Consider the following 15,584-nt stretch of genomic DNA (forward strand, 5'->3'; position numbering starts at 1 on the left):
ACGATGCTGTGGTCGGGGCCGCACCACCCTCCATCAGCCGTGAGGAGAGTTCATGTCCCTTGTCCGTCGCGTCGCTCGACCGATGCTCGCCGCCATCTTCGTCGCAGGAGGGATCGAGGCGTTGAGACACCCGGGCAAGCGAGCCCGGCGGGCGCAGCCCCTCGTCGACAAGGCTGCCGAGCCGCTCCACCTTCCGCAGGACCCCGAGCTGCTCGTTCGCGCGAACGGGGCGCTCATGATCGGCGCGGGCGCGTTGCTGGCGACCGGCAGGTTCCCCCGGGTCGCCGCTGCGGCCCTCGCCGGAACCCTCGTCCCAGCGACCATCGTCGAGTACCCGTTCTGGGAGTCCGAGGACCCCCAGGAGCGTCGGGACCGGCAGGTCCAGGTGCTCAAGAACGTCGGGCTTCTCGGAGGGCTGCTCCTGGCCGCCGTCGACACCGAGGGCAAGCCCGGTCTGGCCTACCGGGCGAAGATGGCCGGTGACAGCATCAGCCGGACGGCGCGGACGACTCGTCGCGAGGCGCGGATGGCGGCGAGGCTCGCAGGCAAGGAGGCTCGACTGAAGGCGGCCGGCGCGACCCATGCCCTCGGCTGAACCATCCCCCGCTGACCAACATCCGGTCGGACAGACCTGGCCCGCGCCCACCGCTGTCGAGCCGATCGACGCAGTCGTGCGCCTTCCGGGCAGCAAGTCGCTCACCAACCGCTACCTCGTCCTCGCCGCTCTGGCAAGCGACACCTCACGGCTGCGGCGCCCACTGCGCAGCCGTGACACCGTCCTGATGGCGCAGGCCCTGCGGGCACTGGGGGCGCAGATCACCGACGTGCCCGTCTCCGACGGTGTGGACGCCGACTGGCTGATCGAGCCTGGTCCGGTGCGCGGCGGTGCCCGGATCGACTGTGGTCTGGCGGGGACCGTCATGCGATTCCTCCCGGCGGTGGCCGCCCTGGCCGGGTCACCGGTCCGGTTCGACGGTGACGCGCACGCGCGGCTACGCCCCATGTCGGCGCTGCTCTCGGCCCTTCGCACTCTCGGGGCGGTCGTCGACGACGGCGATCGAGGAGCGCTGCCGTTCTCGGTCTCCGGAGGGCCGCGTCTGAAGGGCGGGCCGGTCACGATGGACGCCTCGGCGTCCTCCCAGTTCGTCTCGGCGCTGCTCCTTGCCGGATCCAGATACCCGGAGGGCGTGACCGTCCGACACGAGGGTCCGCCCGTTCCCAGCCAGCCCCATATCGACATGACGATCGAGACGCTGCGCGATGTCGGCGCCATCGTCGACGACAGTGTGCCTGACGTGTGGTCGGTGGCTCCCGGCCCACTCGGGGCGCTCGACGTCGTCGTGGAGCCCGACCTGTCCAACGCGGCGCCCTTCCTGGCTGCGGCCGCAGTGACCGGAGGCCGGGTCAGGGTCCCCGGCTGGCCCGGCTATACCACCCAGGCCGGCGATGCGTTCCGAGACATCCTCGACGCGATGGGTGCCGACGTCCACCTCGACCGGGACCATCTCGAGGTGCGCGGCACCGGCGGACTGAGCGGCGTCGACGTCGACCTCCACGACGCGGCGGAGCTCACGCCGGTCGTCGCTGCGCTCGCGGCGCTGGCCGACTCCCCCACGTGGATCCGGGGGGTCGCCCACATCCGCGGTCACGAGACCGACCGTCTCGCGGCCCTCGCCCGCGAGCTCACCGCCCGGGGGACGGGGGTGGATGAGACCGAGGACGGCCTCCACATCCGCCCGGGACCACTGAGCGGAGGGCTCTTCCGGACCTACGCCGACCACCGGATGGTCATGGCCGCCGCCGTTCTCGGCCTGGCCGTCCCCGACGTCGTGGTCGAGGATGTCGCAACGGTGGGCAAGACCCTGCCGACGTTCACCACGTTGTGGGCCGACATGCTCACCTCCGAGTCGAGCGTGCTCGGCCGATGACGCACGGCCGCCCGCGCGCCGAAGGACCACCCCGGGGTCGGGACCGGCCATGAGCACTGCGGGACGGTACGACCACTACGACGAGGACGCCGTGCGGGTCCGCCCGTCGCGGCGCGGCAGCAGACCACGGAGCAAGGACCGTCCCCGGCACGATGATGCCGTCGACGGTCGGGTCATCGGGGTCGACCGCGGCCGCTACCACGTCCTGGTCGATGACGTCATGGTCACCGCGGTCAAGTCCCGCAACCTCGGGCGCAAGAGCATCGTCGTCGGCGACTCCGTCGGCATCGTGGGAGATGTCTCGGGTCAGCGCGACACCATGGCCCGGATCGTCCGCCAGAACCCGCGTCGGAGTGTCCTGCGCCGAACCGCGGACGACAACGACCCGGTCGAACGGGTCATCGTCGCCAACGCGGATCAGCTCATCATCGTCACGGCGCTGGCGGACCCACCACCTCGGACCCGACTCATCGACCGTTGCCTCGTGGCGGCCTACGATGCCGGGCTGACGCCGATCCTCCTCCTCACCAAATCCGACCTCACCAGCCCCGGCGACCTCCTGTCGTTGTACGGCGACCTCGACGTCGGCGTCCTAGTGACGCAGATCAGCCCCCAGGGCGCAGAGGGTCTCGATGAGGTGCGTGCGTGCTTGAGCGGACAGGTCAGCGTTCTGGTCGGGCACTCAGGAGTGGGCAAGTCGACCATCGTCAACGCGCTCGTCCCGGACGCCGGCCGAGCCACCGGCGTGGTGAACGTCGTGACCGGGCGAGGACGGCATACGTCCTCCTCGGCGATCGCCCTGCCACTTCCGGACGACGACGGCTGGGTGATCGACACCCCGGGAGTCCGCTCGTTCGGCCTCGCGCACGTCGACCCGGCCCGTATCATCGACCACTTTCCCGAATTCGCCGAAGGCACCTCTCAGTGCCCTCGCTCATGCTCGCACGACGAGGCCGACTGCGGGCTGGACGCCTTCGTGGCGGAACACGCCGCCGAGCAGCCGCACCTCCCGCACCGCCTCGAGAGCCTGCGAAGACTCCTCAGGTCGCGGACCTCCGAGGAGGACACCGCCGGAACGCGCTGATCGAGCGGTCGACCTCAGCTCTGGCGGTCGCGTGGCTCCGGCGCGACGTCGTCGTGACCGATCTGGTAGTCGGCGGCGGGTCTGGTCGGGTCGATGACCCCCCGCTCGTCGACCCCCGGGGCGGGGACGTCCTCGGGAGGGGCGCCGGCGCCGATTCGCGCGCCATCGCTTCCTCGACCTTCGTCCGGCTCCCGGGTCGGGATGTCCGAGGTCGGGACGATCTGACGCACCTCGGCGAAGTGGCACGCACTGCGGTGGCCCCCGGCGCCGTCGGGACGCTGGACGAACTCCGGCTCCTCCACCGAGCACACGTCCTGGGCCTTGAAGCACCGCGTGTGGAAACGACAGCCGGAGGGAGGGTTCGCCGGTGACGGGACATCCCCGGAGAGGACGATCTGCTCCCTCTTCCCGCGCAGCGTGGGATCGGGCACCGGCACGGCGGACAGGAGGGCCTGGGTGTAGGGGTGGGTCGGGCGCTGGTACACCTCGTCCTCGGTGCCGAGCTCGACCATCTTGCCGAGGTACATCACTCCGACCCGGTCCGAGATGTGCCGGACCACGGAGAGGTCGTGGGCGATGAACAGGTAGGCGAGACCCATCTCCCGCTGCAACCTCTCGAGGAGGTTGACCACCTGGGCCTGGACGGAGACATCGAGAGCGGAGACCGGCTCGTCGCAGATCAGCACCTTGGGTCGTAGAGCGATCCCGCGCGCGATCCCGATGCGCTGGCGTTGCCCCCCGGAGAACTGGTGGGGGTAGCGGTTGATGTGCTCGGGGTTGAGGCCCACGACGTCAAGCAGGTCCTGGACGGCCTTCTTGCGCCCGCCCTTCGGCACGACCTCTCGGTGGATCTCGAACGGCTCGCCGATGATGTCGCCGACGGTCTTGCGCGGGTTGAGGGAGGTGTAGGGGTCCTGGAAGATGATCTGGATGTCCCTGCGGAGCCGGCGCATGGCGGATCCGGACTGCTGGAACATGTCGACCCCGTCGAAGTCCACGCTGCCCGACGTCGGCTCCTCGAGGCGCATAAGAACGCGACCGAGGGTCGACTTGCCGCACCCCGACTCTCCGACGATGCCGAGCGTCTCACCTTTGTGCAGGTCGAAGGACACCCCGTCGACGGCCTTGACGTGACCCACCGTGTGGCGTAACACTCCCGCCTTGATCGGATAGTGCTTGACCAGGTCGGTGGCGCGGAGGATGACCTCAGGCACCGAGCACCTCCTCGGAGAAGTGGCAGGCGGCGAAGCGACCGGGGACCAACTCACGCAGCTCGGGGCGCTCCCCCGAGCAGATGTCCCGAGCGAGGTAGCACCGTGGGTGGAAGGGGCAGCCCGGAGGGATCCGGGTCAGGTTCGGCGGCAGCCCGCCGATCGCCGCCAGCGTCTGCCCCTTCTGGTCGACCCGGGGGATCGAATCGATCAGGCCCCTGGTGTAGGGATGGGCAGGGGCGGCGTACAGGTCCAGGATCTCTGACTTCTCGACGAGCCGCCCGGCGTACATCACGCACGCTCGGTCGGCCACGTCGGCCACGACCCCCAGGTCGTGGGTGATGAGGATCAGACCCATCTGGCGCTCCTGCTGCAGGTCGGCCAGCAGCTGCATGATCTGGGCCTGCACGGTGACATCGAGCGCCGTCGTCGGCTCGTCGGCGATGAGCACCGCCGGGTCCAGGGCGATGGCCATCGCGATCATGATGCGCTGGCGCATGCCACCGGAGAACTGGTGGGGGTAGGCCTTGACGCGTTCCCGGGCGGCCGGGATCGAGACACGCTCCATGAGGCCCACCGCTCGCTCGAGGGCGTCGGACTTGTTCATCCCGCGGTGCTGACGGAACATCTCGGCGATCTGCCACCCAACCGGGAAGACGGGGTTGAGCGCCGAGAGCGCGTCCTGGAAGATCATCGAGATCTCCGGACCACGGGTGTGACGCCGCTCGTTGGGATCCATGGTCAGCAGGTCGCGGCCGCAGTACCTCACCTGCCCGGACGGGATCTTGGCCGGGGGCATGTCGAGGATGCCCATGATGGCCTGGGCGGTCACCGACTTGCCCGATCCCGACTCGCCCAGAATGGCGAGGGTCTCGCCCTGGCTGAGATCGAACGACACCCCGTTGATGGCCTTGGCGACGCCCTCCTCGGTGTGGAACTCGACGTACAGGTCGTCCACCTCGAGGAGACAGCCGTCCTGAGGGACGTACTTCGATTTCGACCCCGAGCCCCGCTTCTCCTGGGGTGTGTCGACCGTGGTCGCGCTCATGGCGTGCTCCTCATCGGGTCTTGGGGTCGTAGGCGTCACGGACCGCGTCACCGAGCATGATGAAGGCGAGCACCGTGAGGCTGAGGAACAGGGACGGGAAGAACAGCATGTGCGGAGTCGTCCGCAGGCCGACGATGGCGTCGTTGATCGACACGCCCCAGGAGATGACCGGCGGCTGGAGGCCGATGCCGAGGAAGGACAGCGTCGCCTCCAGGGCGATGTACGCGCCGAGGTTGATCGTCGCGACGACGATGATGGGACCGAGTGAGTTGGGGATCACGTGGGACCTGATGATCCGCCAGGGGCTCGCACCGAGGGCTCGAGCGGCCTGGACGTAGTCGTTGGGTAGCACCTGCATGACCGAGGAGCGCATGAGCCGTGTCAGTGCGGGCCATCCGAGCAGGGAGATCGCCGCGACGACCTTGAAGACGACCACGAAGTAGGGGTCGTTCGACGAGGGGAAGGCCGACATGAAGAGGATGGCTCCGAGGAGGAGCGGGATGGCGAAGAAGATGTCGGTGACCCGCGAGATCAACGAGTCCGTCCACCCGCCGAAGTAGGCGGCCGTGATGCCGAGGGCGGCGCCGATCGTCGTGGTGAACAGCGTCGTGAACACTCCGACGAGGATCGAGGCCCGGGCACCGTAGATCACGCGTGCGTAGATGTCGTAGCCCTGGATGTCCCGGCCGAACCACGCCTCGGAGTTCGGGCGCTCTCTCGCCTGGCTCAAGACCGCCTCGGTGGGGTCGGTGTTCGTGAAGAGGCTCGGCCAGATGGCCATGAGCACGAAGATGAAGATCATCGTCGCCGAGATCCAGAACAACGGGTTGCGCGCGAGCGCCCGACGGGCGTCAGCACCGAGGGAGCGTGCCTCACCGACGGGGTTCGCGTCACTCGAGTGTGCAGTCTCGACGATGGCTTGCTCAGTCATGGCTGATCCTCGGGTCGAGCACGCCGTACAACAGGTCGACGATGAGGTTGACGAAGAGGTAGATGATGACCAGAGCGGTCACGGCCCCGACGACGGCGACCCCGTCCCGGACCTGGATCCCGCGATAGATGTAGCCGCCGACCCCCTGGATGTTGAAGATGCCCTCGGTGACGATGGCGCCGCCGAGCAGCGCACCGAAGTCGAAGCCGATGAAGGTGATGACGGGGATCATGGAGTTGCGCAGGGCGTGCAGGCCCACGGCGCGTCGCTTGGAGAGACCCTTCGAGATCGCGGTGCGCACGTAGTCGGCACGCAGGTTCTCGACGAGGTTGGTCCGGGTCAGCCGGGCGACGTAGGCGACGGACAGCGAACCGAGGACGATGGCCGGCAGCAGGAGCTCGTACGTCGTCGCCTCGGACGACACGGTGACCGGGAACAGGCCAAGCCGCACCCCGAGGAAGTACTGCAGCACCGCGCCGATGACGAAGATCGGGATCGAGATGACGACCAGCGTGCTGACCAGCACGAGATTGTCGACGAATCTTCCTTTTCGGATGCCCGCGAGAATTCCGGCGGAGATGCCGATGACGATCTCGACGGCGATGGCCATGAGGGCGAGGCGGCCGGTCACGGCGAAGCGCTTGGCCAGGTCCTCACGGACCTCGACGCCGTACTGGTTGGTTCCGAAGTCTCCCTGGACCACCTGACCCATGTACTTGGCGTACTGGATGGGCAACGGGTCGTCGAGGTTGTACTTCTCGCGATACTCCGCGACGAACGACTCCGGGCACTGTCGCTCCCCGCACTTGCCCGCGGTGGGGTCTCCGGGTAGCGCGAAGACCATGGCGTAGATGATGAATGTCGTCCCGATGATGACGGGGATCATCTGCAGCAGGCGGCGGACGATGTACTTGCCCATCGCACCTCCTTCGTCAGCGCGGGTGACAACTCACCCGCCGATCGTGTGGCACGGACACTACTCCAGCAGACTCGGGACTTGGCGGCGGTTCACCATGTCGCCGCACGATCGGAACTGTACGTCGACACTACTCCCCACGGGCCCCCGAACGAGGGCTCGGCGCGTTCCGCCCCGGGCAGAGAGGATCGGCCTGCCGGGATGCTCCGGCAGGCCGATCGCTCAGCTACGACCGAGTTCGCCCTCAATCACTGCGCGAGCGTGACACTGGCGAGGTCGGGACGGCCGAAGGCGGTGATCGTGACGGGGTTCACCTTCTCGGACCAGCCGATCGTCGTCTTCGGGTAGTACATCGGGATGGCGACCATGTCCTCGGCGAGGAGCAACTCCGCCTGCTGGTACAGAGCGTTGGCCTCGTCGAGACTGGGTGCGGCCGCCGCCTGGGTGAGCAGACTCTCGAACTCCTCGTTGACGTACGGACCGAAGTAGTTGCTGTCTGCGCCCTCCGCATAGATCGGGGCCAGGAAGTTCTCGATGGACGGGTAGTCCATCACCCAGCCGAGACGCCACATGCCCGTCATCTCGCCGTTCCCGAGTTGGGTCAGGAAGGTGGCGAAGTCCACGACCGGGGTCGCGGTGCAGGAGATGTCGAGGGCCTGCGAGATGCTGTTGCAGGTGGCCTCGGTCCACGCCTTGTGGTCGCCGTCACCGTTGTAGCTGAGGGTCAGCTCACCGTCGTAGCCGCCGGCCTCGTCGAGCATCGCCTTGGCGGCCTCCGGGTCGTAGGTGCAGAACTCGCCGCAGGCGTTCTCCTGGTATCCGTCGACGACCGGGGAGACCCAGCCGGTGGCCGGAGTGTAGCTGTTGTTGAAGATCTGCTCGTTGATCGTCTCGCGGTCGATAGCCATCGAGATCGCCTTGCGGATGGCGGGGTCCGCCAGGTCCGTGCTCACCACCGTGTTGATGCCGACATAGTTGAATCGGCCGGTCTCGCGTTGGGTGTTGCGGTCACCGAGGTCGGACTGGTACTTGTCGTCGATCAGAGCCGACTGCGGAATGGTCCTGATCACATCGATCTGTCCTGCGAGCAGGTCGTTGTAGGCCGCGTCCTGGTCCTGGTAGATCCGGAAGGTGATCTTGTCGACCTGGCCACCGAAGTCACCGCTGTAGTCGGCGAACTTCTCGACGACGATGCTCTGTCCGTCGTTGTACTCGGTGACCTGGTACGGACCGGCTCCGATCGGAGCCTTGCCGAAGCTCTCGGGATCCTCGAAGAAGGCGTCCGGCTGCGGCGCGAAGGCGGTGTAGCCGAGGCGGACCGGCAGGTTGGACACCGGCTCGCTCGTGCGGATCGTGAAGGTGTAGTCGTCGACGACCTCGAGGCCGGACAGCTCCTCGACGGTCGAGCCCTCGGCGTTGACCTCGGCGAAGCCTTCGATCGGCGACATGAAGTAGCTTCCGGTCTGGCCGTTGGGCCCGAACGCGGTGTAGTTCCACGCGTCGACGAAGTTCTGGGCCTTGACCTCGGTCCCGTCTTGGAACATGTAGCCCTGCTTGATCTTGACCGTGAACGTCTGGTTGTCCTCGGTCTCGATCGACTCGGCGATGTCGTTCTCGGGGGACGCGTCGTCGGCGTTGTAGTTGACGAGCCGGGCTGTAATCATCTCGAGAACGTCTCCGCCGCAGGTCTCGCTCGTGTTGCCCGCGACGAGCGGGTTCTCCGGCGTGCATCCGTCGACGACGATCTCGCCGCCGGCGGCACCCTCGGCGGCCGTTGTCTCGTTCCCATCGGTTGCGGTCGTGTCGTCACTGTCGCCACCACATGCGGTCGCCAGGAGCGCGACCGCCGAGATGCCGGCAATGGCAACCGTGCGAGCGGTTCGTCGCATGGATGTCCTCCTTGATTCGAAAACGACCTCGGGGTTCCGAGGGCGGACGGCGGACCAGCCGTCCTGGTGAGGTCAGCCCGCCCGGTGCCGCCGAAAGGGCGGCAGTCATATGTAACCCCCATCGGGCGCGATGTGCGGCATCGGAGGGCGAGTCGAGACCCATTTGTGACATGCCGAACTCACCCATAAGCGTTTGTCATGGGCTAGCCACTTGCGATCCGCCCGCGTTGCAGCCGAGTACGTACGCTGCCACCGCATACCCGGCGCTGTAGATTGCGGACCGTGCTCTCTTTCGACGACGACCTGAGGCTCGCCCATGTCCTCGCTGACGCCGTCGAGTCCACGACCATGTCCCGCTTCCTGGCAGAGGACCTCGCCGTCGACACGAAGCCGGACCTCACCCTCGTCTCCGACGCGGACCGCGCGGCCGAGGACCTGATCCGCGGACAGCTGGGCCGGACCCGCCCCCGAGATGCCGTCGTCGGCGAGGAGTCCGGGACGACCGGACGCGGTCCCCGCCGGTGGGTGATCGACCCGATCGATGGAACCCACAACTTCGTGCGCGGGGTCCCGGTCTGGGCCACCCTCATCGCCCTCCTGGACGAGTGGGACGACCCGGTCCTCGGACTGGTCGCCGCGCCGGCCCTCGGGCGACGGTGGTGGGCCGCTCGGGGAACAGGTGCCTGGACGGGTCGCAGTCTGACCTCCGCGCGACCCATGCGGGTCTCGCAGGTGCATCGGCTGGCCGACGCGTCGCTCTCGTACTCGAGTCTGGGCGGCTGGCGCCAGCTCGGTCGGCGCCAGCGCTTCCTCGACCTCTTGGACGCCTGTTGGCGCACCCGGGCCTACGGCGACTTCTGGTCCTACATGCTCGTCGCCGAGGGGGCGGCCGACATCGCGTGCGAGCCGGACCTCGCGCTGTACGACATGGCGGCGCTCGTGCCGATCGTCACCGAGGCGGGGGGACGCTTCACCTCCCTCGCGGGGGTGGACGGCCCGCACGGCGGCAACGCGGTGGCGACCAACGGACTTCTCCACGACGCGGTGCTCGAGTACGTCGGTTCTCCGGACCCCGCCGAGGGGGCGCGGCCGGGCTGAGCCCACTCGCACCTGCGCGCTGCGTCTGGCCCGACTGCGGATCTCGGACCGACCGGCTCAGTTCGCGACGACCGAGACGTCCCCGATGCCGAGCTCGCGGACGCGGTCCGCGTAGAGCGATGCGTCCCCGACGACGACGACGCACCAGTGGGGCGGGGCGATCGCGGAGTACGCCACGTCGAGGTCCGACGTCGTCAGTGCCAACGTCGCCTCGCGCGTGCGGGTCGTGAAGTCGAGCGGCAGGCGGTCCATGAGCAGGGATGCCGCCTCGTCGCCGATCGCCCCGGCGGTGGCGAACCGGCCCGGGGCGGTGCCCGCGATGAAGTCGACACCCGAGCGCAGCTCGTCGTCGCTGAACGACACGTTCGCCGGGTCCAGGATCTCGGCCAGGATCTCGAGGGACTCCGCTGTCGCATCCGCTCGCACGGAGCCGCTCGTCAGCAGCAGGCCTCCCGCCCTTCGGGGCCGGAAGCCGGTGCGGATCCCGTAGGTGTAGCCCTTCTCCTCGCGCAGGACCGCGTCGATGCGCGCTCCCGGTGAGCCGCCCAGGAGGAAGCCGATGACCGGATACGGCGCCCAGCCGGTCGCTACCCGGCGATCGGGACCTCGCCAACCGATCGCCAGCTCGCTCTGCACCGACCCCGGACGGTCGACCAGGACGACGCGTGCGGCGTCGACCGCCAGGTCGGGAGCGGCGGGCGGGGACGGCTGGGCGTGGCGGGGGGCGTGCCAGCGGCCGAGGGTGCGGTCGAGCATCGCGAACAGGTCGATGCCGGACAGCGTTCCGGCCACGACGAGCGAGCCGCCGATCGGACCGACACGCTCGGCATGGAACTCGGCGACGTGGGCGCGGGTGATCTGGGCAACGATCGAGGCCGCTCCGGCGGTGGGTCGGGAAGCCCGCTCGTACGGGGCCCAGAGGGTGGCGATGAGCTCGCGCGCGGCCCGATGAGGGGCCGAGGCCCGCTCCTGCTCGATCTCCGCCAACCTCGCGCTGCGCAGGCGGCGAACCTCGTCGTCGGGGAAGGCGGGGATCGCCAGAGCATCGGCGAGCAGCGCGAGAGCCGTCTCGAGGTGCCGGACGGGGACGTCGACGTCCACCATGAGGGCACCGTCGTTGACGCCCGCGGAGAGTGCGATTCCGTGTCGTTCGAGGAGTGCCGCGAACTTCTCGCTGTCGTGACGCTCGGTCCCCTCGTCGAGCAGCTGGCTCATCAGCGACGCGACGCCTTCGACGTCCCGTGGCTCGTCACTGAGCAGCAGCGGCACGACGATCGAGACGGAGATGACGTACTGCCCAGGAACGTCGTAGGCGGCCACGCGCAGGCCGTTGTCGAGATGCCCGTCGTTCGACGGCAGTGGGAAGGCCCACGGCGGTGCTGCCCCGACCGCGGGGCGCGGGACCACGGGGGTGGAGCCCGGCTGCGCGGTCATGCCGCCGCACCTTCGGCGTCGGCGTCCCGCGAGAGGTATGCGACACACACCCGATGCTGCGGCCGCAGCCATTCCCGGGCCGCGCGGTGCACCTGGGACGCATCGATCGCGAGGATTCGGTCGAGCGCTGTGTTGATGTACTGGGGATCATCGTGGAGGAGGGTGTACTGACTGATCAGATCGGCCCGCTCCTCGCCGCTCGCCAGAGCGGACAACCAGCCTCGCTCGGCCTGGGCCCGCACCGCCTCGACGAGCTCGGGGGCCGGTCCCGACTCGGCGAACCGGGTCAGCTCGGCCGCGATCTCCTCCTCGACCCGGTCCGCGTCGTGTCCCGCTGCGATGTCGGCAACGACGAGCCCGAGTGAGGACCCGTCGACGAAGCCCATCGCGTGGGCACCGATGGAGGTGGCAACCTGCTCTCGACGGACCAGTCGGGTCACCATGGCCGACGACGTCAGACCGGCGACACAGTCCAGGGCGAGCGATGCGGCGAGGTAGTCGTCGGATCCCTCGGCCGGCAGCCGGAAGGCGAGGTGCAGGCGATCGTTCGGGACGTCGTCGAAGCGGTCGACCCGGACCGGGCCCTCGACCGGCGGGAGCTGGGCCGACCGCTTACCGTCGGGCCTGGCGCGATGGTCCAGCCCACCGAAGTACCGCTCGACCAGGTCGAGGGCGGAGTCCACGTCGACGTCTCCGACGAGTGTCAGCACGGTGTTGTCGGGGGCGTAGTGACGGCGGTAGAACGCGTGCACGTCATCGAGCCCGGCCGCATCCAGGTCCGCCATCGACCCGATGGTCGGATGGTGGTAGGGGTGCCCGTCCGGGAAGGTCGCCGCGTAGACGTCGACGAGCGCGTTGCCGTACGGCTGGTTGTCGTAGCGCTGCCGCTTCTCCTCCTTGACGACATCGCGCTGGTTGTCGAGGTTCTCCTGGGTCACTGCGGCGAGGAGGTGGCCGTGCCGGTCGGCCTCGAGCCACAAGGCGAGCTCGAGCGCCCCGATGGGGACGGTCTCGAAGTAGTTGGTGCGGTCGAACCACGTCGTGGCGTTGAGCCGGCCACCCTGGGCCATCAGAGCCGCGAAGTGCTCGCCGCCGGCGACCGACCTCGAGCCCTGGAACATCAGGTGCTCGAACAGGTGGGCGAACCCGGTCCGGCCGGGCGCCTCGTGCCGTGACCCCACACCGACCCACAGGTTGACCGTGACCACCGGCACGGTGTGGTCGGGGGACACGACGACACGCAGCCCGTTGGCGAGGGTGTGGTCGTGGATCGGGTAGTCCAGCGGCATGCAGCCAACCCTAACGAGCGCGCGCCGGCCGAGACCTGCTCACTGCGGCAGCGTCGGTGAGTACTCCTCCCCGAGATCGTCGATGGCGTTGCGAGCGAAGACCTGCTGCTCGGTCGACGTGCGCTCGGCGCGCCCGCGGCCCAGGAAGCTGACGGCCCAGTGGAGCAGAGTCGTCACGCGGTGCTTGAAGCCGATGATGTAGACGAGGTGGATGGCCAGCCAGAGCAACCAGGCGATGAACCCGCCGAACTGGAAGCGGCCGATGCTGGCGACTGCCGAGAACCGCGAGATCGTCGCCATCGACCCCTTGTCGTGGTATTCGAACGGGCCACGCTCGGCCTTGCCCGCTAGCCGGCGCCGCACCTGGTCCGCTGCGTAGCGAGCCCCTTGGATCGCGACCTGGGCCACACCGGGGTAGTCGTTGAGTGAGGCCATGTCGCCGACCACGAAGATCTCCGGGTGGTCCGGCAGGGTGAGGTCGGGCAGCACCTCGATGCGTCCGGCGCGGTCCAGTGTGGCCCCCGTCTGTGCGGACAGCTGGGTCGCCAGCGGTGATGCCGCCACCCCGGCGGCCCACACCTTGGTCACGGCCTCGATCCGGTCCGTCGTGCCGTCGGGACGACGCACCGAGACGCTCGCGGCATCGACGTCGGTCACCATGGTGTCGAGGACGACCTCGACGCCCATGCTCTCGAGCCGCTCGCGAGCCCGGCCGCCCAGCTTCTCTCCGAACGTGGGCAGAACTGCGGGAGCGGCATCAAGGAGGATGACTCGCGCGGAGCGCGGGTCGATGGAACGGAAGTCGCGCTTGAGAGTGCGTCGCGCCAGCTCGGCGATCTGCCCCGCCATCTCGACCCCCGTCGGTCCGGCACCCACGACGACGAACGTCAGCAGCCGGCGACGCTCATCCTCGGTCCGGGCCACCTCGGCCGCCTCGAAGGCACCGAAGATCCGGCCGCGGAGCTCCAACGCGTCGTCGATGCTCTTCATCCCCGGCGCATAGCGGGCGAAGTGGTCGTTGCCGAAGTATGACTGGCCCGCGCCCGCCGCGACCAGCAGCGTGTCGAAGGGAGTGACGACCTGCTGGCCGAGCAGCTCGCTGGTGACCGTCTGCGCTCCGGCGTCGATCTCCGTGACGTCGCCGAGGATCACCCTCGCGTTCGCCTGTCGAGCGAGGATCTCCCGTGTGGCAGGCGCGATCTCCCCTTGGGACAGGATCCCGGTCGCGACCTGGTAGAGGAGGGGTTGGAACAGGTGGTGCGTGGTCCGGGCGATCAGCGTGACCTCCACATCGGACCTCCGCAGTGCCCTCGTGAAGAAGAGGCCCCCGAAGCCCGACCCGATGACGACGACGCGGTGCCGACCCGAGCGCGGCCCGGAGGTGCTCGGCTCGGCGCTGTGCTTCTGGGTCGTGCTCGGGTCGGTCATGGTCGGGTCGGTCGTTCTCGAGGCGGTCGCGTCCTGCCCGCGCGCGGGTGTCTGGTCGGTCATGGTCGCTGGAACACCGGCGGCGGCCCCGATATGCCGATTCGTGACGTGCCCTGGGTCACCGACCGGCGCCAGCGCGGTCGCTGGCGGTCAGGGTTCGACAGTGACCTTGATGGCCTTGCCGCCCGCGACGATGTCGAACGCGTCGAGCACCCGCTCCAGCGGCACCCGTTCGGTGATGAGGTCCTTGACGGGCACCTGCCCGGTGGAGATGTACTCGAGCGCCATCTTGTTGTGTGTGGGTGACGAGCCGTTCGCACCGTGGAGATGCAGCTGGCGGTAGTGGACGACGTTCGAGTCGACGGTGATGTTCGGGTTCGTCTTCGGCAAGCCTCCGAAGAAGGAGATCCTGCCGTTGCGGGCAGCCATCGCGATGGCCTGTTCCTGGGTGATGCCCGCCGGGGTCGCGGTGATGATCACGTCGGCGCCCCGACCGTTGGTCAGCTCCATGACCTTTGCGACGACGTCCTCGTCCGCTGCATTGACGACGTGGTCCGGAGCGACGGCCTCGGCGGACATCGCGAGCCGCTCGTCGTTGATGTCGACGAGCACGACGGGGCCCACTCTGTGGACGCCCCGAGCGATGCGGATGTGCATGCATCCGATCGGTCCGGCTCCGAAGACGACCGTGAAGTCGCCCTCCTCGATCCCGAGCTGCTCCTGCGCATTGATGGCGCAGGCGAACGGCTCGGCGGCCGATGCCTCGTCGTAGCCCACGTTGTCCGGGATCCGGTTGAGACCGTCCACCTTGAGAACCTGACGAGGCACGATGAGGTATTCGGCGAACCCGCCGTCGTACTGGTACCCCACCGACGTCTGGTTCTGGCAGACCTCCATCCACCCCTTGCGGCACTCATGGCACTCCCCACACGGAACGGCCGCGATGACCTGTGCGCGGTCCCCCGGCCTCCATGATGACCCGAAGGTCTCGTTGACCTCGGCACCGACCTCCACGACCTCTCCCGCGATCTCGTGGCCGAGGATGCGGGGCGGGCTGAGGTTCTGGTGTCCGTTGTTGCGGATCTTGACATCGGTCCCGCACGTGGAGCAGTTCCGGACCCGCAGCTTGACCTCGTCCGGACCGCAGACCGGCTCCGGCACCTCCTCGAGCCGCAGGTCGCCAGGAGCGTAGAAACGCAGTGCCTTCATCGGTTCTCCTTCGTCGTCACGTCATCGTGTCGACCACCGTACCGGTCACGGTCGGACCGTCGTATGAGTCGAATCTGTGAGGGTGTGTCCGAAAAAGTGTGGCAGACCCTCTTGACTCG

General features: G+C 68.5%; 13 protein-coding genes. 4 read left to right on the forward strand and 9 right to left on the reverse strand.

Features of this window, described 5'->3' with window-relative positions:
• The first annotated feature begins 52 nt into the window (after positions 1 to 52).
• From GA707_RS01290 to rsgA, 3 genes are read left to right on the forward strand one after another with little or no spacing between them, the layout of a single operon-like run.
• The gene (locus tag GA707_RS01290; protein ID WP_152176607.1) at positions 53 to 595 is read left to right on the forward strand and encodes a DoxX family protein; all 543 of its coding nucleotides are present in this window, start codon (positions 53 to 55) and stop codon (positions 593 to 595) included.
• Positions 582 to 1,928: a 3-phosphoshikimate 1-carboxyvinyltransferase gene (aroA, locus tag GA707_RS01295; protein WP_152176608.1), complete on the forward strand. Its 1,347-nt coding sequence runs from the start codon at positions 582 to 584 to the stop codon at positions 1,926 to 1,928. The genes GA707_RS01290 and aroA overlap by 14 nt, the downstream gene beginning before the upstream one ends.
• Positions 1,929 to 1,977: 49 nt before the next feature.
• Complete coding sequence (rsgA, locus tag GA707_RS01300; RefSeq protein ID WP_152176609.1) at positions 1,978 to 3,012, forward strand: ribosome small subunit-dependent GTPase A; 1,035 nt, start codon at positions 1,978 to 1,980, stop codon at positions 3,010 to 3,012.
• Positions 3,013 to 3,026: 14 nt separating this feature from the next.
• Here rsgA and GA707_RS01305 read toward each other — a convergent pair whose 3' ends face one another.
• From GA707_RS01305 to GA707_RS01325, 5 genes are all read right to left on the reverse strand, one after another.
• A complete protein-coding gene (locus GA707_RS01305) occupies positions 3,027 to 4,226 on the reverse strand; it encodes an ABC transporter ATP-binding protein (RefSeq protein WP_152176610.1) in 1,200 nt (399 codons plus the stop codon).
• Positions 4,219 to 5,271, reverse strand: coding sequence for an ABC transporter ATP-binding protein (locus tag GA707_RS01310; protein ID WP_152176611.1), 1,053 nt, complete (start codon positions 5,269 to 5,271; stop codon positions 4,219 to 4,221). The genes GA707_RS01305 and GA707_RS01310 overlap by 8 nt, the downstream gene beginning before the upstream one ends.
• Positions 5,272 to 5,281: 10 nt before the next feature.
• On the reverse strand, positions 5,282 to 6,202 hold the full coding sequence (locus GA707_RS01315; protein WP_152176612.1) for an ABC transporter permease: 921 nt from the start codon (positions 6,200 to 6,202) through the stop codon (positions 5,282 to 5,284).
• Positions 6,195 to 7,121, reverse strand: a complete 927-nt coding sequence (locus GA707_RS01320; RefSeq protein ID WP_152176613.1) for an ABC transporter permease — start codon at positions 7,119 to 7,121, stop codon at positions 6,195 to 6,197. Before GA707_RS01320 ends, GA707_RS01315 begins: the two co-directional genes overlap by 8 nt.
• A 245-nt stretch (positions 7,122 to 7,366) precedes the next feature.
• Positions 7,367 to 9,007 (reverse strand): ABC transporter substrate-binding protein, encoded by a 1,641-nt coding sequence (locus GA707_RS01325; RefSeq protein WP_152176614.1) that lies wholly within the window; start codon positions 9,005 to 9,007, stop codon positions 7,367 to 7,369.
• Between the two features lie 282 nt (positions 9,008 to 9,289).
• Between GA707_RS01325 and hisN the strand changes: the two genes are divergently transcribed.
• Entirely contained in the window at positions 9,290 to 10,105 is an 816-nt protein-coding gene (hisN, locus tag GA707_RS01330) for a histidinol-phosphatase (RefSeq protein ID WP_152176615.1), read from the forward strand.
• A 57-nt stretch (positions 10,106 to 10,162) separates the two neighbouring features.
• Here the strand turns inward: hisN and GA707_RS01335 are convergent, their stop codons facing one another.
• The 4 genes from GA707_RS01335 to GA707_RS01350 form a co-directional block, all read right to left on the reverse strand.
• Positions 10,163 to 11,539 (reverse strand): pitrilysin family protein, encoded by a 1,377-nt coding sequence (locus GA707_RS01335; RefSeq protein ID WP_152176616.1) that lies wholly within the window; start codon positions 11,537 to 11,539, stop codon positions 10,163 to 10,165.
• Entirely contained in the window at positions 11,536 to 12,828 is a 1,293-nt protein-coding gene (locus tag GA707_RS01340) for a pitrilysin family protein (protein ID WP_152176617.1), read from the reverse strand. Before GA707_RS01340 ends, GA707_RS01335 begins: the two co-directional genes overlap by 4 nt.
• A 39-nt stretch (positions 12,829 to 12,867) precedes the next feature.
• Positions 12,868 to 14,256, reverse strand: coding sequence for an NAD(P)/FAD-dependent oxidoreductase (locus tag GA707_RS01345; protein WP_152177025.1), 1,389 nt, complete (start codon positions 14,254 to 14,256; stop codon positions 12,868 to 12,870).
• A gap of 150 nt (positions 14,257 to 14,406) precedes the next feature.
• On the reverse strand, positions 14,407 to 15,465 hold the full coding sequence (locus GA707_RS01350; RefSeq protein WP_152176618.1) for a zinc-dependent dehydrogenase: 1,059 nt from the start codon (positions 15,463 to 15,465) through the stop codon (positions 14,407 to 14,409).
• Positions 15,466 to 15,584: the final 119 nt, after the last annotated feature.

This window comes from Nostocoides sp. F2B08 (assembly GCF_009184895.1).
In the GTDB taxonomy this organism is placed as follows: domain Bacteria; phylum Actinomycetota; class Actinomycetes; order Actinomycetales; family Dermatophilaceae; genus F2B08.